We start from the raw sequence: 18,433 nt of genomic DNA, 5'->3' as shown, positions 1-18,433 counted from the left end.
TCAGATCAGTTTCTGCTGCAAACAGCCCCGCCATAGGCGGGGCATGGTGAACGCTTGCGCCAGCTCAGGCCTGTGCAGGCACAAACGGCACCTGCACCCCCTCAGCAAAAATCACATAGGCGCGGCGCCAGGGCTGGTCATCCACCAGCTGCCAGCGGTGGCCCTGGCCTACGGTGTCATCAGCCCACAGCACATCACCGGGGTTGATACGCACCTTGCTGCCATCGGGCATCTCAAAGTCCAGCGTGCCGCTGAGGGTCAGCACAAACTGGTGGGCCGGGGCCGTATGCCAGTCAAAGCTGCCGCCCTGCCCCGTCTCACGAAACGAAATGCTGCGCGCACCTACTACGCTGCTGATGAAGTCACCGCGCTCGCCGCCGGGCAGATCAATATGCCCATCCACAAAGTGCGACTTGCCATCGGGGCCGGTAAAAAGTTTCACGCATCGGATCATTGCTAGCGCCTTTCTATCAATCGGTTTCAGCTACTGTTTTTACAGTATTTCACAGCCATGCTCCAGGCTGAACCGCCATCCAGGGCTTTGCCGCAATGTATCCGCAGTGGTTCAGGCGCTGTACTGCTCCAGGCATTCATAGTGAAAAGTGCCGGGTGCTTGCGCAAAATGCTCGCTGATGGCCGCGCGCCAGGCCGTAAACACCTTGGACTTGCGAAAACCCTCCATGTGGTCCTCCAGCGTCTTCCAGCGGATTTCAATCACGTACTGGCTGCGCTCTTCGATGCAGCGGCGAATGCTGTAGCCCAGACAGCCGGGAAACGGCGCAATAAAAGACTGGGCCGCCTGTGTGATGGCGGCCTCAAATGCCTGATTCTGGCCGGGGTGGATATGGAGGGTGGTGACTTCAATAATCATGGCAATACTTTCTTTCTGCTCTGGCTCACGCAACCGCCGTGCGCAAGCCAGGAAGTAGACCGCGCTGCCCATCGCACATGGGCAGCCAGAAAATACCGTATTGCATACCGTTTGCCGGGGGGCAGCGGACCGCTGGAGCAGCGCAAAACCAAAATCAGAATTTACCGCTGCCAAAAACCAAGGCTGTGGAAGGCAAATTTCAGAATTTGCCTATGTACAAAACTGCCTGTAACCAATAGTGTTTTCACACTGCACGCAGCACCACCCCATTGCTTCACAGTCTGGGGCATTCCGGCCTCAGAGCTGACACTCAGAACAACAGACAGAAAGTTTTTATGCACCACGCCCCCACGCGCGCAGCTGGCCTTGCGCCTCAGCCACTTCGCGCACTTGCGCTGGCCAGCCTGCTCAGTCTTCCGCTGCTGGCACACGCTGCAGACAATGCATCGGCCACTGCCGCCAGCGCCTCGCAGCAGCCCAGCGTGCCGCAGCCCACGGCATCCAGCACGTCCTCCCCCCAGATGCAGGCTTCTGCCTTTGAGCAGGCCCGCGAACGCTTTGCGCAGGGTGTAATCGCCACCGAGCAGAAAAATTACCCGGAAGCCATTCAGATCTTTAACGCGCTGATCAAGGACTTTCCCAACCTGCCAGAGCCGTATAACAACCTGGCCGTGCTCTATGCCTCGCAGGGTGACCTGGTGCAGGCCGCCAGCTTGCTGCAGCAGGCCGTGCGCATTGACCCCTACTACGCCTCCGGCTACGAAAACCTGGGCGACATGTACACCCTGCTGGCCAACGAAGCCTATAACAAGGCCGTCTCGCTGGACGAAATGCGCACCGGCCTGCCCGCCAAGCTGGCGATGATTCAGCAAATCTTCCCCGACGGCCGCACCTCTATTGCTCGCACGCAGCAGAAAGCCCCAGCTGCGGCCAGCGCCCAGCCTGCCAGCCCTGCAGCGGCGCAGCCCCAGCAGAACAGCCCCCATGCCCTCAGCATTGCGGTGGAGCATGCCGTCAAGGACTGGGCCGACGCCTGGGCCAGCCAGAACCTGGCGCGCTACTTTGCCGCCTATAGCGAACAGTTCAAGCCCCTCAAAGGCAGTCTGGCCGCCTGGAAAGCAGAGCGCCGCGCACGCATTGAGGACAAGGGCTTTATCAAGGTGGACATCAGTGATCTGAAAGTCCAGATCCAGGGCAACCGTGCCACCGCCACCTTCCGCCAGCGCTACACCGCAGACAACTACCAGTCCAACGACCGCAAGACCCTGGAGCTGCAGCGCGAAGGCGACAAGTGGCTGATCACCCGCGAATTCACCAGCCCTTAAGCCGCAGTGATCTGGGCGGCAGTCACCACCACCTCAATGCGCCAGTCCGGGTGAATGGTGGGGCCGAGCACCGTGCAGCGTGGGGGGGTGTGACCGGGCACGACCCAGGCGTCCCAGACTTCATTCATCACATCAAAGTCCTTGGGGTCACGAATAAAGATCTGGCACGACAGGATGTGCGCCTTGCTGCTGCCAGCCTCAAGGAGCAGACGCTCCACATGACCCAGCACCTCCGTGGTCTGGGTGCGCATATCGCCCTGTGGGTTGTTTTCAGGCACCTGGCCTGCCAGATACACCGTGCCGTTGTGGATGGCAATTTCAGACAGGCGCTGGCCCACATAGTGGCGGGTAATGGGGCCGGATTGGGAGATGGTCATATCCAATGCGCTGCCATCGCTGGTAGCAGCGCCCTTCGTATTCATAAAACATCGGAGGGTAAGCCACTTTGTTTGCGCTTGCGATCAAACAGGCTTTTACCCTTTTAGCCAATCACAGCATACGCTGCTAGCTATCAAAAACACGCTGACAGGAACAAGCAAGACACCTGCACATACAGACGCGATCAGCATGGTGTTTACCCAAAGGTTTTCAGCCAAGCAAACAAATAAATACAATTGAGAAGTAATCTCATTTACAAATCTACTTATGCTGACCTCCATTGCTTCTCCTTGCAAACGCAGCGCTATTGGCTTAGCAGTCATTGCCACCTGCCTCACCACAGGCGTACACGCACAAACTTCGACGACGCCAAGTGCTGAAGACGCACCCACCCTGTCCACCGTCCAGGTGCGTGACCAGTACGAACGCGAAGACCTGCCTGCCCTGGCCCCCGGCCGCAAGACTGCCAAGGGCGCACGTCTGGGTATTCTGGGCGCCACTTCCACCATGGATGCACCCGTGCATGTGAATGCCTATACGCGTGAGTTGGCCGAAGACTGGTCTGCCCTGTCCCTGCAAGACGTGCTGGAGAACGATGCCGCGGTGGTCTTCACCACCAACAAGGGCCACTTGCTGCAGAACTTCAATCTGCGCGGTCTGGATGTGAATGCCATGGACATTGCCACCAACGGCCTGTACGGCATTGCCCCCGCCAACTCCGTGCCGATTGAAATGTTTGAGCGCGTCGAAGTCATGCGTGGCCCCAACGTATTGCTCTCTGGCATGACACCCCAAAGCAGCGTGGCCGGTTCTGTGAACATGGTCACCAAGCGTGCGCTGAGCCAGCCGATTGCTGAGCTGACCACCACCTGGGTGTCTGATGGCTATCTGCAAGCCCATGCCGATGTAGGCAAGCGTTTTGGCGAAGAGCAACGCCTGGGCATTCGCTTTAACGGCGTGTACGGCTCTGGCGAAATGGGCGCCGAAGGCGAAGACCAAAAACGCCGTGTGGGCGCGCTGGGTCTGGACTACATGGGCGACCGTGCGCGCCTGTCGCTGGATGTGTATGACAGCACCACCAAGATCGATGGTGGCAGTCCGGCTATGTTCAACTTCACGGGCGTAGGTGCCATCAAGGGTGTTGGCCAGTTACTGGCTCCTCCTAAGGGTGATGTGAACCTGTTCCAAGGCACCCACGGCGAATACACCAACAGCGGTGCTTTGGCGCGTGCAGAGTTTGACTTCACGCCCAATCTGCAAGGCTATCTGGCAGCCGGTGGCTCCCAATCGGAAGGCCAAGGCTTGCTGTTCGGCACACGTGCTGTAGTCACCCAGGCCGACGGCACCACCCGCGGTGCCATCTACAACGTGCACGCCCAATCCAAGCGCCGTACAGCAGAAGCTGGTTTGATCAGCAAGTTCAACACCGGCGATGTACAGCACCGCATGCAAGTGTCGTACAACATCCTCAAAACCGAGGACGGTTCGTACAACACGGCCTGCAACTACTGCTACACCACCAATATGTACAACCCCGTGCAGCCCACCTTCCCGGCTGCACCCCAGTGGAAGGGCTATCAAAACGAAAGCGAGTTCTCCTCCATCGCCTTGGCTGACGTGATGGGCTTTGCCAACGACAAGGTGCTGCTCACCTTGGGAGCGCGCTACCAAACGGTGAAAACCCCGCTGATCAGTACCAAATCCTCCAACTACAGCGAAAGCCAACTCTCGCCCATGGCGGGCATCGTGGTGCGCCCCTGGGGTGAGCAAATCTCGCTGTTTGCCAACTACAGCGAAGGCCTGCAACCCGGCAGCATCGTGGGTGCGGGCTACGCCAATGCAGGCGAAGCCCTGTCCCCCATGCAAACCAAACAGTCGGAAGTGGGTGTGAAGTTCCAGTCGCAGCAAGTCACCCACACCGTGAGTGCCTTCCGCATTGAAAAACCCTCGCTCATCACCGACAGTGCCAACAACCAAGTGGCTGATGGTGAACAACGCTTAACGGGCGTGGAATGGAGTGCATCGGGCCAGCTCACCTCGACCGTGACGCTGCTCGGCGGTGTGGATTACATCAAGTCGCGCCAAGTCAATACGGGCAAGGAAAACTTCGGTGTTCCCAAACTGCGTACCCGTATTGGTGCGGACTGGGCCACCCCTATCCAAGGCTTGACCGTGGGCGGCCGTTGGCTGTACACCGGCCAGCAATGGGTCAACTCCGCCAACACCTTGCGCGCCCCCGCCTGGAACCGCATCGACCTGATGGCCAAGTACGACACCAAGTTCGGCACCACCCCCGTGCGCTTCAATGCCAGCGTGGAAAACGCCACCAATAAGAACTACTGGATTGGCATGTTTGGTGACGGCTTTGTGATGCCCGGTGCACCGCGCACCTTCCGCGTCTCAGGCACTGTGTCGTTCTAAGAGTCGCTAAGCAAGCAAGGCATGTGCTCCGCTGCGGTCCTCTGCTGACTGCAGCGGGTAAAGCTGGAATCTGCCCACACCAAAGGTAGCAGACGCCCCCAAGCGTTTGCAGCCTTTTTGGCCTCTAGTGCTTATGTAGCAAGCGCTAATAGCTATCAAAAAAATACGTCTAGCGGCATAAATGACGCGACAACTATCTTGACATGTACCGCCCCAGCGGGGGAAGGAGAGCATGCCCCCTCACCCCCAGCCCTCTCCGCAAGCGGGAGAGGGAGTAAATACCAAATCCATAGCAGCCAGCGCTTGCTGCATAAGCGCTAGAACCATATTTCACGCATAAAACTGGCGACTGTCTGTCGTGCAGCGCTTGGCTGCCTGCTTCCAGCGGGGCTGTGGCCCCCATCCCTGCCTTCCCCCAACGGGGGAAGGAAAGCATGCACCCTCACCCCAGCCCTCTCCCGCAAGCGGGAGAGGGAGCTCAAGGCGCAGCGCTTGTGCACCACCGCACGCCAGCTGCAAGACTGGCGTGCCTCGTCATAAAAATTCAAATTTCCGGCGGCTGTTTGAACGGAGCGACGAAGGAGCGAAGTGAGTTTCGCCGGACAAGCGTCGCAGACGCGCTTTTTGGTCTGCACTCACATTGCTTCGCAATATGAGTTCCGCCCCACGCAAGCGTGAAGGTCACTTTTTGTCGCTACAAAAAGTGACTCGCCTGCCGGGGCGAGATCCGGCTCCCTCACTCAACAGAGGCACACCACACAAATCGGAAGCAAGAAGCCGAAAAGCCCCTCTCCCAACCTCTCCCCAGAGGGGCGAGGAGTGGATGCAAAGGCCCCCATCCCTACCTTCCCCCAGCGGGGGAAGGAGTCAACCCCACCCTCACCCCTACCCTCTCCCGCAAGCGGGCGAGGGAGAAAAGCCCTCTCTCTCACAAGCAAGGAAGAAGAAACAAAGGCTGCCAACCCTTTACAGGATTAACAGCCTTTTTGGCCTATAGCGCCCGTCCAGCAAGCGCTACCAGCTATCAAATTTACTCAACGCGGAAAATGCCATTGGGCTTGAACGTCCAGCCCGTGGCCTTGCCCTTGGAACCACGCTTGCCCAGCGCGTTGTTGAGGGAGCGGATTTCCAGGGATTCCTCCTTGGCCTTGCCCCCCCGGCCCACGCCGGTAATGCGTACCGAGCGGGTATAGGCTGCAGCACCGGCCAGCGCGTCCTTGTCTTCCAGCTTGATCAGCTGCAGGCCACGGCCGCCGCTCATGGTCTTGAGTTCGGTCAGTGCATAGGTCAGCACATTGCCGCCCGTGGTCAGGCAAGCCACATGGGTGGCATCTGGCAGCGGGGTACTGCCATTGGTGCCGCCGATGATGGAAGGCTGGCACAGGGTTTCGCCGTCCTGAATGGTGACGAATGCCTTGCCGCCCTTGTTGCGGGCCAGCATGGATTCCACCTTGGCCACAAAGCCGTAGCCACCGCTGCCGCTCATGAGCAGCTGGGCCGAGACCGGGCCTGCAAAGTAGCTGGCAATCTGGGTGCCTGCTTCCAGGTCAATCATGGTGTTGATGGGCTGGCCATCGCCACGGCCGCCAGGCAGCGTAGCCACGGCCACGCTGTAGACGCGGCCGTTGTTGCCAAAGACGATGAGCTGGTCCACCGTGCGGCACTCGAAGGTGCCCCAGAGCTGGTCGCCCGCCTTGAAGCTGAAGTTGCCTGCCTCATGGCCGTGGCCCTTGTGCGTGCGCACCCAGCCTTTTTCCGAGACGATGACGGTCACAGGCTCATCGGGCACCTTGATTTCGGCGACCACCTTTTTCTCTTCCTGAATCAGCGTGCGGCGCTCATCGGCAAAGGTTTTGGCGTCGGATTCGATTTCCTTGACCATCAGGCGCTGCAGGCTCCTGGGGTTGGCCAGAATGTCCTGCAGCTTGCCTTCTTCTTCGCGCAGCTCGTTCAGTTCCTTCTCGATCTTGATGGCTTCCAGACGGGCCAGCTGGCGCAGGCGAATTTCCAGAATGTCTTCGGCCTGGCGCTCGGACAGGTCAAAGCGGGCCATCAGCGCGGCCTTGGGTTCGTCGCTCTCGCGGATGATGGCAATCACCTCGTCGATATGGAGCAGCACGATCTGGCGGCCTTCCAGAATGTGGATGCGGGCCTGCACCTTCTCCAGACGGTGCTGCGAGCGGCGGGTAATGGTCTGCTGGCGGAAGGCCGCCCACTCTTCGAGCATGCGGCGCAGCGACTTCTGCACGGGCTTGCCGTCCAGGCCGATGGAGGTGAGGTTGATGCTGGCCGAGGTTTCCAGGCTGGTGTGGGCCAGCAAGATGGTGATCAGCTCCTGCTGCGGGGTCTTGCTGGTCTTGGGCTCGATCACCAGACGCACGGGGGCGCTCTTGCTGGACTCGTCGCGCACGCTGTCGAGCACGGAAAGCACCGTGGCCTTGAGCTGCTGCTGCTCCTGCGTCAGCGCCTTCTTGCCTGCCTTGACCTTGGGGTTGGAGAGTTCTTCGATCTCTTCCAGGATTTTCTGGGCCGACACGCCGGGCGGCAGTTCGTTGACCACCATCTGCCACTGGCCGCGCGCCAGCTCTTCGATCGTCCAGCGTGCGCGCACCTTCAGGCTGCCGCGGCCGGTGCTGTAGGCATGGCGAATGTCTGCCGCGCTGCTGATGATCTGGCCGCCGCCGGGGTAGTCCGGGCCGGGAATCAGGGCGTACAGCTCATCGTCCAGCATGGCGGGCTTTTTGATCAGCGCCACGCAGGCATCGGCCACTTCACGCAGGTTGTGGCTGGGGATTTCGGTGGCCAGACCCACAGCAATACCGCTGGCGCCATTGAGCAAGGCAAAGGGCAGGCGTGCGGGCAGCTGCTGGGGCTCCTGCGTGGAGCCGTCGTAGTTGGGCACAAAGTTCACCGTGCCTTCGTCGATTTCATCGAGCAGCAGCGTGGTGATTTTGCTCAGGCGCGCTTCGGTGTAGCGCATGGCGGCTGCGCCGTCACCGTCGCGGCTGCCGAAGTTGCCCTGGCCGTCAATCAGCGGGTAGCGCTGGCTGAAGTCCTGCGCCATGCGCACCAGCGCGTCGTAGGCAGACTGGTCACCGTGGGGGTGAAAGCGGCCCAGCACGTCACCGACCACACGGGCGGATTTGACGGGCTTGGCAGGGGTGTTGTTGTTGGTGCCGGAGTAGCTCAGGCCCATGCGGCCCATGGCGTACAGAATGCGGCGCTGCACGGGCTTCATGCCATCGGCCACATCAGGCAGGGCACGGCCCTTGACCACGCTCAGCGCGTATTCCAGATAGGCACGGCGGGCGTACTGGCCCAGCTCCAGCGCATCACCGGCGGCCTGCGTGGCCAGATCGAGCAAAGGTGCTGCTACGGTAGAGGGTTGAACTGCTTCGACTTCGGGTTGATCGCTCATACGTATGTCGGGGGTGGGCTGCTGCCGGGGCAGCAAGCCTTGTCAGATAAGGCAGTGCGCATGGTGGCGCACTGCTGCTGAAAAAAGAAAAAGGCGACAGGCCGTGGCGGGCACGGGCTCAGATGTCCACTTCCACATCGTTGCCGTGCAGTTCCATCAGCTCGCGGCGTGCGGCGGCTTCGCCCTTGCCCATGAGCTGACCGAAGATGAGCTCGGAAGTGGCGAGGTCCAGATCCTCCACCTGCACGGGCAGCAGGCGGCGCGTGTCGGGGTTGAGGGTGGTTTCCCACAGCTGCTCGGCGTTCATCTCGCCCAGGCCCTTGAAACGGCTGATCTGGCACTTCTCGCGTGCCACACCTTCCTTGGCGGCCTTGTCGAGGATAGCGTTCAGTTCGCCCTCGTCCAGCGCATAGACCTTGGCCGCAGGCTTTTTGCCGCGCGCAGGCACGTCCACCCGGAACAGCGGCGGCAGGGCGATGTAGACATGGCCTGTCTCGATGAGCTTGGGGAAGTGCTTGAAGAAGAGTGTCAGCAGCAGCACCTGGATGTGGGAGCCGTCCACATCCGCATCGCTCAAGATGCAGATCTTGCCGTAGCGCAGGCCGGACAGGTCAGGCTCGTCATCGGGGCCATGGGGGTCTACGCCAATCGCTACAGAAATGTCGTGCACTTCGTTGTTGGCAAACAGGCGGTCGCGCTCCACTTCCCAGGTGTTGAGCACCTTGCCGCGCAGGGGCAGGATGGCCTGGGTTTCCTTGTCGCGGCCCATCTTGGCCGAACCACCGGCGGAGTCGCCCTCCACCAGAAACACTTCATTGACGGAGATGTCGCGGCTTTCGCAGTCGGTGAGCTTGCCGGGCAGCACGGCCACGCCGGAGCCCTTGCGCTTTTCCACCTTCTGACCCGCTTTCTGGCGGGTCTGGGCAGCCTTGATGGCCAGCTCTGCAATCTTTTTGCCGTGCTCCACATTGGCGTTGAGCCACAGCTCCATGGCGGGCTTCACAAAGCTGGAGACCAGACGCACGGCGTCACGACTGTTAAGCTTTTCCTTGACCTGGCCCTGGAACTGCGGGTCCAGCACCTTGGCCGAGAGCACAAAGCTGGCACGGGCGAAGACGTCATCAGGCATGAGCTTGACGCCCTTGGGCAGCAGCGCATGCAGCTCGATAAAGCTTTTCACAGCCTGGAACAGACCATCGCGCAGGCCGCTTTCATGCGTGCCGCCTGCGGTGGTGGGAATCAGGTTCACATAGCTTTCGCGCACGGGCGTGCCCAACTCGGTAAAGGCCAGGCACCAGGCGGCGCCTTCGCCTTCGCTGAAGGTGTCGCTGTGCTTGTCGGCATAAGCTTCGCCTTCGAGCAGCGGGATGACGGGGTCGGCATTCAGCGTCTGCGAGAGGTAGTCCTTCAGGCCACCCTTGTACTGCCACTGCTGAACGTCCTTGTTCTTTTCGTTGGTCAGCGTCACGCTCACACCGGGCATGAGCACGGCCTTGGAGCGCAGCAGGTGCACCAGCTCATGCATGGGCAGGTTGGCGCTGTCAAAGTATTTGGCATCCGGCCACACACGCACCGTGGTGCCGTGCTTGCGGTCGCCGCTGGCCATGTCGCGGGTGGTCAAGGGTTCAACCACATCACCGCCAGCAAAGGCCAGAGAAGCGACCTGACCGTCGCGGTGCACCGTCACTTCCAGGCGCGTGGCCAGAGCGTTCGTCACCGAGACGCCCACGCCGTGCAGACCGCCGGAGAAGCTGTACGCGCCGCCATTGCCTTTGTCGAACTTGCCGCCAGCGTGCAGGCGTGTAAAGACCAGCTCCACCACGGGAGCGTTTTCTTCAGGGTGCAGGCCAAAGGGAATGCCGCGGCCATCGTCTTCCACACTGACGGAGCCGTCGCTGTGCAATGTGACCTTGATTTTTTTACCGTATCCGGCCAGTGCTTCGTCCGCCGCGTTGTCGATCACCTCCTGCACGATGTGCAGGGGGTTGTCGGTGCGGGTGTACATGCCGGGGCGTTGCTTGACGGGCTCCAGGCCCTTGAGAACACGGATTGAGCCTTCCGAATAGGCGGATGCAGAAGTAGAGGGTTTAGCTGCCATGGGGGCGGATTGTAGTTCCGGCCACAGCTCAGTGCTGGATAAATTCACAGTAACCAATCGTCGACTCCGGCTGCAATAGGGCACATGGCCCCGCATGGGCACCGCTCACGCCCATGCCGCATGCCAGCTGAACAGGCCCACAGGCGGGCATGGCTGCACCGGATGGCGGCGGGGGTGAACGGGTCTGAAAACGTCCATCGTGCCATTCGATGGCAGCTTTGTGCAATGCATATCGCGCAGGTTGCAGCTTTTGCAAACGCATTTCGCTACATTGCTGTCATGCAAAACCATACACAACAAACGACGCCGCAACGCCTGCCCATGCTGCAGGTGCTGCTGTGCGGCGGCATGGTCGTCACCCTGTCCATGGGCATTCGCCACGGCTTCGGCCTGTGGCTGCAGCCCATTACGCAGGACATGGGCTGGACGCGTGAGAGCTTCTCGCTGGCCATTGCCATCCAGAACCTGTCCTGGGGCATTTTTGGCATTTTCATCGGCATGATTGCCGACCGCATGGGGGCCTTCAAAGTGCTCATTGGCGGAGCCATCCTCTACGCACTGGGGCTGGTGGGCATGGCGCTGGCCCCCACCACGCTGCTGTTTGCGCTGTTTGCCGGGCTGATGATTGGCATGGCCCAGGCAGGCACGACCTACGCCGTGGTCTATGGTGTGCTGGGGCGGCAGATTCCCCCGGAGCGGCGCAGCTGGGCCATGGGGGTGACGGCGGCGGCGGGCTCATTTGGCCAGTTCTTCATGGTGCCGGTAGAGGGCGGCCTGATCAGCGCCTTTGGCTGGAGCAATGCGCTGATGATTCTGGCGGTGATGGCCCTCATCATTGCCGTACTGGCCTTTGGCCTGCGTGAGCCGGGCTTTGCCTCAGGCAAACCCGTGCAGCGCCAGCAGTCCACCCTGCAGGCCTTCAAGGAGGCATGGACCAACCCCAGCTTTGTGCTGCTGACGGCGGGCTACTTTGTCTGCGGCTTTCAGGTGATGTTTATTGGTGTGCACATGCCCAGCTACCTCAAGGACTTTGGCATGTCGCCCCATGTGGCCAGCGTGGGGCTGGCGCTGGTGGGGCTGTTCAATATCTTTGGCACCTATCTGGCGGGCAATCTGGGCCAGAAGTACCCTATGCGCAAGCGCTATGTGCTGGCAGGCATCTACGGCATGCGCTCGGTAGTCACGGTGCTGTTCCTGCTGACTCCGCTGTCGGACTGGTCGGTCTACCTGTTCACCGCAGCCATGGGTTTTCTGTGGCTGTCTACCGTGCCGCTGACGAACGCCACGATTGCACAGATCTTTGGCGTGCAACACCTGTCCATGCTGGGTGGCTTTGTGTTCTGCAGCCACCAGATTGGCAGCTTCATGGGCGTGTGGCTGGGCGGCTATCTGTATGACATCAATGGCAATTACGACATGGTCTGGTATCTGTCGATTGCGCTGGGCGTATTTGCCGCCCTCGTCAACCTGCCCGTGCGTGAAGCGCCACTGCAGCGTCAGGCAGCAACGGCGGCGTAAGCTGCAGCCACTGCTGTCACAATAACAGGCATGTCCACCACCTCTCCCCCCTCCTCCATGCCCAGACTGCCCGCGTGGCTGCGCGGCGTGATCTGGGTGGTGGTCTGCCTGGCCCTGCTGGCCGTATTTGCCATGTACCTGCAGCCCGACTTCATGCTGACGCTGGCAGACCAGGTCTGGGCCTGCTTCTGACCCCACACCCCATGACTTGTTCTATTGCTTTGCCGCAGGGCAGCACGCCTGCGACCGCACCTTCTGCACTGTCTGCACTTTCTGCCCCTTCTGAATGGGTGCAGCGCTTTGCCCATCTGCTGCCTGCAGGCGCACAGGTGCTGGACGTGGCCTGCGGCAATGGCCGCCATGCCAGCTTTCTGGCGGCACTGGGCCACCATGTCACCGGTATTGACCGCAATCCGCAAGCCCTGGCACAGCTGCCTGCCAGCGTGCGCGCCATTGAAGCGGATATTGAAAACGGCCCCTGGCCCCTGCCCGGCCAGCAGTTTGATGCCGTGGTGGTGACCAACTACCTGTGGCGGCCGCTGTGGCCCCAGGTGCTGGGCAGCGTGCGCGATGGTGGCCTGCTGATCTATGAAACCTTTGGCCAGGGCAATGCCGCCTACGGCAAGCCCTCGCGCCCAGACTTTCTGCTGGCCCCCGGCGAGCTGCTGCAGGTGTGCAGCGGCTGGCAGGTGGTGGTCTATGAGCACGGCCTGCGCCACAGCCCAGAGCGCGTCGTGCAGCGCATTGCAGCCGTCAAAGACGCGGCGGCTGCGCCCTCAGCTTTGCTGCCTTAACTCCTGCACCAGGGCATGCAGGCGCTGCTTGTCGTGCTCCAGTGCCATGGCCACATCGGCACGCGCCAGCGCCAGTTCAGCCTGTTCGCGCGCGGCTTGCCGGAATTCGCCATGGCCAATGCGCCCTAGCGCCGCCAGTGACTTTTGCAGGCGCAGCTGAATTTCCACCAGCCCTGCGCCATCGCGTGCCATGAGCATGAAGGCGTCATCGAACAGGTCTGCGCTGCGCAGCGGGGGCACGAAGATCTCCGGGTAGTCAGCAGCAATTTCCTGCGCCTCGCGCTCACGCAGCCCCTGCGCCCAGACACTGAGCAGCCGGGTGCTGCGCGCAATCACGTCCAGCGCCGTGCCCGGGTCATTGGTGGCAGGAGAGAGTGCCCGCGAGGCGATCTCACACATCACCGCCAGGCCAAAACGCGGGTCCTGCTCAAAATTGCGCTCATTGCCTACGCTGAAGCTGGCACGTATGGCGGACAAAGCCGCTTCCAGCACTTCGGGCGATGTCTGTGCACTGCACACCAGCCACGCCAGCGGTGAGTCCACAAACACATGCCTGCCCGGTGTGGCTCCCATGTAGATCGTCCCTCCTGCCTCCTTGGCAGCCTGCGCCAGCGCGGGCATGTCGATGTGCTGCACATAGCCCACCTGCTCTGCAGCAATCGCAATACCTGCCTGCGGCGGGTGCTGCGGAAACGGCCAGCACTGCCCGCCCAGATAGGGCTGCGCCAGGCACTGCTGCAGCGCGGTGCGGGTGGCGTCTTCGACGCGGCCCATCGTCTCCCCCATGCGCCCGAAGCGGGTGAGGTAGTCAATCCAGCGCAGCAGGTTGACCACGATCAGGGCAATCACGGCAATCGTGACGATGAACAGCACCACGCGCCCACGTTCGCCATAGGCACCAAAGCGCAGCACGATCATGCCCACCACGCTGAAGATGAATGAGCCAATAAAGCTGGCCAGCACCGTCTGGGTGATGGGGTCTTCCATCAGCAGCTTGGTGGCGCGCGGTGTGACGTTGCTGGTGGCAGAGCCGTAGGCCGAGGTCATGACACCCAGCGAAAACGTGGTCACAGCCAGCATGCTGGAGGCAATGATGGTCAGCAGACTTTCAATGGCTGCCACATCTACAAAGCCCGGCAGCTCCCAGGGAATCCAGATCTCCACCACCGCAGCCAGCAATGCCGTGAGCACCCCCAGCAAGCCAATCAGTGTGGTGCGCGCCCACAGTCTGCGGCCAACCTGACAGTTGCCACCACCATTTATTCACGCTCATACACCGTCTCCTTGTGAAGACTTGTGTATGCCGCATCCTTGGGTTACACGATGTCAGACAAGGCAGCATTGCCTATCAGCGCAGACAGACAGCCAAGGCGCATCCTCATAAAAATAAGAGCATTCAGCGCTTTATTTGAAAGCATTTCACATATAAATAGATCGCAATTGCTTGTATAAACAGCGCTGACAGCTCATTTTTTTTGAGTGACTGTCTGCAAAGTTTGCGCAAATCCGTGTTGCCTAGGGTCAACGCGAATACATTGCTTGCATTGCATGCTGGCGCAATCGTTAGAATGCCCTTTTCCCGTTTTCTCTCGCGGTCATGACCACATCTACAGTCGCCTTGAAAGGCAGCATCGTTGCCCTTGTCACCCCCATGCATGAGGACGGTAGCGTCGACTACCCGAGCCTGCGCAAACTGATCGACTGGCATGTCGCAGAGGGCACCAACTGCATTGGCGTCGTGGGCACTACAGGCGAATCGCCCACCGTGAACGTAGAAGAGCACTGCGAAATCATTCGCGTGGCCGTTGAACAGGCTGCAGGCCGCGTGCCCGTGATGGCCGGCTGCGGTGCCAACAGCACCCACGAAGCCATTGAGCTGGCCAAGTTTGCCAAGAGCGTTGGTGCCGACAGCCAGCTGCAGGTAGTGCCCTACTACAACAAGCCTACGCAGGAAGGCCAGTACCAGCACTTCAAGGCCATTGCTGAAGCCGTCGGCGATCTGCCCATGATGCTCTACAACGTGCCCGGCCGCTCCGGCGCAGACATGCAGCACGACACCGTGCTGCGTCTGGCACAGATTGATTCCATCTTCGGTATCAAGGAAGCCACCGGCAATATCGAACGTGCACAATGGCTGATCCGCGATGTGCCTCAGGGCTTTGGCGTGTACTCCGGTGATGACCCCACCGCTGTGGCGCTGATGCTGTGCGGCGGCCACGGCAATGTGTCCGTAACCGCCAACGTAGCTCCCCGCCTGATGAGCGAGCTGTGCGCCGCTGCCCTGGCTGGCAACATCCAGCGCGCCATGGAAATCCAGTTCAAGCTGATGCCTTTGCACAAGCACCTGTTCGTGGAGTCCAACCCCATCCCAGTGAAATGGGCCGTGGCACGCATGGGCCACTGTGGCGGTACGCTGCGTCTGCCCATGACAGAATTGTCGGCAGCCAACCAGCCTGTGGTAGAAACCGCGCTGCGTAATGCTGGTCTGATTTAATCCGCATTGCTTTATTTGTCTTGTATCACCCGAGGAATTTCCGCGTGAAAGTGACCACAACTACCGCCCGCTTAAGCCTGATCGGCTTGGCTGTTGCACTGTCTGCCTGCTCTGTGATTGAAGAGAGCAAGATCGACTACAAGAGCGCCAAGAAGGCCAGCACGCTGGAAGTACCTCCAGATCTGACACAGCTGACCCGCGACACCCGCTACACGGCAGCACCTGACCGCTCGGTCTCTGCCGTGGCGCTGGCCGCTGGCCAGCAGAACCAGGTGCCTGTCGTGGAGCGCGCAGCGCCCCTGAAGGTGGGTGACGTGGAAATCATGCGCGACGGCAACAAGCGCTGGCTGGTGGTCAACCGCCCTGCCGACCAGCTGTGGGAACCCACCCGCGAGTTCTGGATTGACCACGGCTTCAACCTGTCACAGGAAAAGCCTGACCTGGGCATCATCGAGACCGACTGGGCGGAAAACCGTGCCAAGCTGCCTCAGGACATCATCCGCTCGACCATCGGCAAGCTGTTTGACTCGCTCTACTCCACCAGCGAGCGCGACCGCTTCCGCACCCGTCTGGAGCGCCGCCCTGACGGCAAGACCGAAATCTTCATCACCCACCGTGGCATGGAAGAGGTCTACAGCAACAGCAACAAGGACTCCACCGTCTGGCAGCCTCGCGATGCTGACCCTGAGCTGGAAACCGAATTCCTGCGCCGCCTGATGATCAAGCTGGGCACGAGCGAAGAGCAGTCCCGCGCACTGGTGGCAGCCGACAAGGCCACGGCCGTGCAGGCCGCCCCCTCCGCCAAGATTGCGACCATCAACGGCCAGCCAGCCGTGGAACTGGAAGAGCCTTTTGACCGTGCATGGCGCCGCGTGGGCGTGGCACTGGACCGTACCGGCTTCACCGTGGAAGACCGCGACCGCTCCAAGGGCCTGTACTACGTGCGCTACGTGGCACCCAACCCTGATACGGAAGAAAAGAAGAAGGGCTGGTTCAGCGGCCTGTTCAGCAGCAAGCCTGAGAACAAGCCCAGCCAGTACCAGATTGCCGTGCGCAGCAGCGGCGAGCAGACCCAGGTCACCGTGCTCGACGCCAAGGGCCAGCCCGAAACTACGCAGGCCGCACAGCGCATCGTGCGCGTGATTGCAGACGACCTGAAGTAAAGCGCTTCAGGCCTGCTGGCCAACCAAAAACCGCTCCCCAGCCGGGTGAGCGGTTTTTTTATGCCTCGGGCGCTGGCGACATGAAGCAGCTGCGCCACACCATGCACTGCGCCAGACCTGGCCCCACAGACAGCAGATAAAACAAAACCCGCTGCATGTGCATGCAAGCGGGTCTTTGTGTACATCACCTCCGGCAGTGAATGCCGGGTGTTGCAGGGAATGATTACTTGGTGGCTTCGATCGCAGACTTGGCAGCTTCGGCAGCCTTGTCAGCCTGCTCCTTGGCAGCGTCTACAGCCTTGTCAGCAGCTTCCTTGGCGGCTTCAGCAGCTTGCTGAGCGTCTTCCTTCACAGCTTCAGCAGCTTGCTCCAGCTTGTCAGCGGCTTGCTCGGCAGCCTGACCAGCAGCTTCAGCAGCGCGGTCCACAGCGGGTGCCACAGGTGCTTCAGCGGCAGGAGCGGGTGCTTCCACGGCAGGAGCTTGAGCAGGCGCTACAGGAGCTTCTTCCTTTTTTCCGCAAGCAACCAGAGCAGCAGAAGCGATAACGGTAGCCAGGATAAAAGCGTTCTTCATAGTTAAACCTCGATGGGTAGAAAAAAGTTATGCAGTTCCACGCTATTGCGTGACCTATCTGCCCTCTGCGCGGCGATCAGCTCGATCACAACTTCGCAGACTTCCCCACCTTAACGCCTGCTCTCAGAACTCCGTTGACAGGCATTTGCTACAGTTTTTGTAACCGTTTGTGATGCCCGGAGGTACTCCCTGCAAGCAACACCACGCTGCACATGGCTGATGTGCAGCGTGACGCGTGCCAGTGTTAGTCGTTCACGCTTTCGGCCCAGCCTGCATCCACCCACTCGGACAGCAGCTCCAGCGCGTCGTCGCTGAACTGCTGCACTTCACGGCGTGTCAGCACGCGGGTGTCGGCCAGCTTTTGCATGAGCTTGGCGTCCTTGCCACCGGCCAGGTAGCTCTCGCCATTGATGAAGATGTGCTTGGCGTCATACATCATGCGGGTGCGGCGGTTCAGACGCACACCTTCAATCATGGCGTAGCCGTCTGCAGGTTCAAACCAGACATTGGGCTTGGGGTCAGTCATGTACTCACCCAGCGCACGCTCCAGCGCCAGAGGCTCGGCCAGTGCCTTTTGCAGAGCTTCACGCGCAAATGCGTACAGGCCTTCTGGAATCTGGCCAGGGTTGGCGACAGCAGACTGCTTGGGGTCCTTGTAGACCACGTCCTTGGGGCACTCATCGGGCGCATCGGACATGCGCAGGAAGATCTCGCGCGCCATCTCGTCCTGCTTGGGCGAGCGAAAGCCAATGGAGTACGTCATGCACTCGCCACCCTCAGCAATGCCATCGTGCGCCCACTTGGGTGGCAGGTACAGCATGTCGCCGGGCTCGAGCACGAACTCTTCCTCAGGTTCGAAATGGGTCAGAATCTTCAGCGGCACATCAGGCTGCAGCGAAAAGTCTTTCTGTCGGCCAATGCGCCAGCGGCGCTTGCCATGGGCCTGCAGCAGGAATACGTCGTAGTTGTCAAAGTGGGGGCCCACGCCGCCCTGGTCGGTGGCGAAGCTGATCATCAGATCATCCATGCGCGCATCAGGCACAAAACGGAACTGCTGCAGCAGCGCGTGTGCTGCTTCGTTGTGCAGGTCCACGCCCTGGACCAGTGCCGTCCAGCCCTGCTTGGTCAGCGAAGGAAAGCTGCGACGCGAGAAGGGGCCGTGCGAGAGCTTCCACTGCCCCTCACCCAGCTGCTGAATCAGGCGCGATTCCACACCTTCCTCACCGGCCAGCGCCAGCAGTTCGGCGCGGCTGAGAATTGGCTTGAACCCGGGAATTGCCTGACGAATCAGCAAAGGCTTCTTGTGCCAGTAAGTACGCATGAATTTCTCAGGCGAAATACCGCCAAGCAATGTCAGAGGGGCTTTGATGTCCATGGTG

General features: G+C 60.6%; 15 protein-coding genes. 7 read left to right on the top strand and 8 right to left on the bottom strand.

Annotation, left to right across the window (positions count from 1 at the left end; all coding sequences use genetic code 11):
• Positions 1-64 precede the first annotated feature (64 nt).
• Both B5M06_RS10370 and B5M06_RS10365 read right to left on the bottom strand, forming a co-directional pair.
• On the bottom strand, positions 65-442 hold the full coding sequence (locus tag B5M06_RS10370) for an AraC family ligand binding domain-containing protein (protein ID WP_240183905.1): 378 nt from the start codon (positions 440-442) through the stop codon (positions 65-67).
• Between the two features lie 123 nt (positions 443-565).
• Positions 566-871, bottom strand: coding sequence for an antibiotic biosynthesis monooxygenase family protein (locus B5M06_RS10365; protein ID WP_054066547.1), 306 nt, complete (start codon positions 869-871; stop codon positions 566-568).
• Between the two features lie 335 nt (positions 872-1,206).
• Between B5M06_RS10365 and B5M06_RS10360 the strand changes: the two genes are divergently transcribed.
• The gene (locus B5M06_RS10360; RefSeq protein ID WP_054066502.1) at positions 1,207-2,196 is read left to right on the top strand and encodes a nuclear transport factor 2 family protein; all 990 of its coding nucleotides are present in this window, start codon (positions 1,207-1,209) and stop codon (positions 2,194-2,196) included.
• Here B5M06_RS10360 and B5M06_RS10355 read toward each other — a convergent pair.
• Complete coding sequence (locus B5M06_RS10355; protein WP_054066548.1) at positions 2,193-2,573, bottom strand: RidA family protein; 381 nt, start codon at positions 2,571-2,573, stop codon at positions 2,193-2,195. The two genes, B5M06_RS10360 and B5M06_RS10355, sit on opposite strands and share 4 nt — an antisense overlap.
• Before the next feature lie 268 nt (positions 2,574-2,841).
• Here B5M06_RS10355 and B5M06_RS10350 point away from each other — a divergent pair, with 268 nt between their 5' ends.
• Complete coding sequence (locus tag B5M06_RS10350) at positions 2,842-4,995, top strand: TonB-dependent receptor (protein ID WP_054066503.1); 2,154 nt, start codon at positions 2,842-2,844, stop codon at positions 4,993-4,995.
• Positions 4,996-6,025: 1,030 nt separating this feature from the next.
• Here the strand turns inward: B5M06_RS10350 and parC are convergent.
• Positions 6,026-8,413 (bottom strand): DNA topoisomerase IV subunit A, encoded by a 2,388-nt coding sequence (parC, locus tag B5M06_RS10345; RefSeq protein ID WP_054066504.1) that lies wholly within the window; start codon positions 8,411-8,413, stop codon positions 6,026-6,028.
• Between the two features lie 118 nt (positions 8,414-8,531).
• On the bottom strand, positions 8,532-10,511 hold the full coding sequence (locus tag B5M06_RS10340) for a DNA topoisomerase IV subunit B (RefSeq protein ID WP_054066505.1): 1,980 nt from the start codon (positions 10,509-10,511) through the stop codon (positions 8,532-8,534).
• Between the two features lie 321 nt (positions 10,512-10,832).
• Here B5M06_RS10340 and B5M06_RS10335 point away from each other — a divergent pair, with 321 nt between their 5' ends.
• From B5M06_RS10335 to B5M06_RS10330, 3 genes are read left to right on the top strand one after another with little or no spacing between them, the layout of a single operon-like run.
• The gene (locus B5M06_RS10335) at positions 10,833-12,029 is read left to right on the top strand and encodes an MFS transporter (RefSeq protein ID WP_054066549.1); all 1,197 of its coding nucleotides are present in this window, start codon (positions 10,833-10,835) and stop codon (positions 12,027-12,029) included.
• Between the two features lie 30 nt (positions 12,030-12,059).
• Positions 12,060-12,221: a hypothetical protein gene (locus tag B5M06_RS17010; RefSeq protein ID WP_162777416.1), complete on the top strand. Its 162-nt coding sequence runs from the start codon at positions 12,060-12,062 to the stop codon at positions 12,219-12,221.
• An 11-nt stretch (positions 12,222-12,232) separates the two neighbouring features.
• A complete protein-coding gene (locus B5M06_RS10330; RefSeq protein WP_205245367.1) occupies positions 12,233-12,823 on the top strand; it encodes a class I SAM-dependent methyltransferase in 591 nt (196 codons plus the stop codon).
• On the opposite strand, the gene B5M06_RS10325 is transcribed toward B5M06_RS10330, so the two are convergent.
• The gene (locus B5M06_RS10325) at positions 12,806-14,014 is read right to left on the bottom strand and encodes a DUF2254 domain-containing protein (protein WP_240184055.1); all 1,209 of its coding nucleotides are present in this window, start codon (positions 14,012-14,014) and stop codon (positions 12,806-12,808) included. The two genes, B5M06_RS10330 and B5M06_RS10325, sit on opposite strands and share 18 nt — an antisense overlap.
• Before the next feature lie 406 nt (positions 14,015-14,420).
• Between B5M06_RS10325 and dapA the strand changes: the two genes are divergently transcribed.
• Together dapA and bamC are read left to right on the top strand one after the other, a co-directional pair.
• A complete protein-coding gene (dapA, locus tag B5M06_RS10320) occupies positions 14,421-15,317 on the top strand; it encodes a 4-hydroxy-tetrahydrodipicolinate synthase (RefSeq protein ID WP_054066507.1) in 897 nt (298 codons plus the stop codon).
• A gap of 50 nt (positions 15,318-15,367) precedes the next feature.
• Positions 15,368-16,480, top strand: coding sequence for an outer membrane protein assembly factor BamC (gene bamC / locus B5M06_RS10315; RefSeq protein WP_054066551.1), 1,113 nt, complete (start codon positions 15,368-15,370; stop codon positions 16,478-16,480).
• Between the two features lie 223 nt (positions 16,481-16,703).
• Here bamC and B5M06_RS10310 read toward each other — a convergent pair whose 3' ends face one another.
• Positions 16,704-17,054 carry a hypothetical protein gene (locus B5M06_RS10310; RefSeq protein WP_054066508.1) on the bottom strand — a complete coding sequence of 117 codons (351 nt, stop codon included), beginning with the start codon at positions 17,052-17,054 and terminating at the stop codon, positions 16,704-16,706.
• Between the two features lie 244 nt (positions 17,055-17,298).
• Positions 17,299-18,429, bottom strand: a complete 1,131-nt coding sequence (locus B5M06_RS10305; protein ID WP_054066509.1) for a cupin domain-containing protein — start codon at positions 18,427-18,429, stop codon at positions 17,299-17,301.
• Positions 18,430-18,433: the final 4 nt, after the last annotated feature.

Origin of the sequence: Comamonas kerstersii, from assembly GCF_002056725.1 — a bacterium.
In the GTDB taxonomy this organism is placed as follows: domain Bacteria; phylum Pseudomonadota; class Gammaproteobacteria; order Burkholderiales; family Burkholderiaceae_C; genus Comamonas; species Comamonas kerstersii.
The sequence above is the reverse complement of the archived record's forward strand: the minus strand, read 5'-3'. Positions and strand labels throughout refer to the sequence as shown.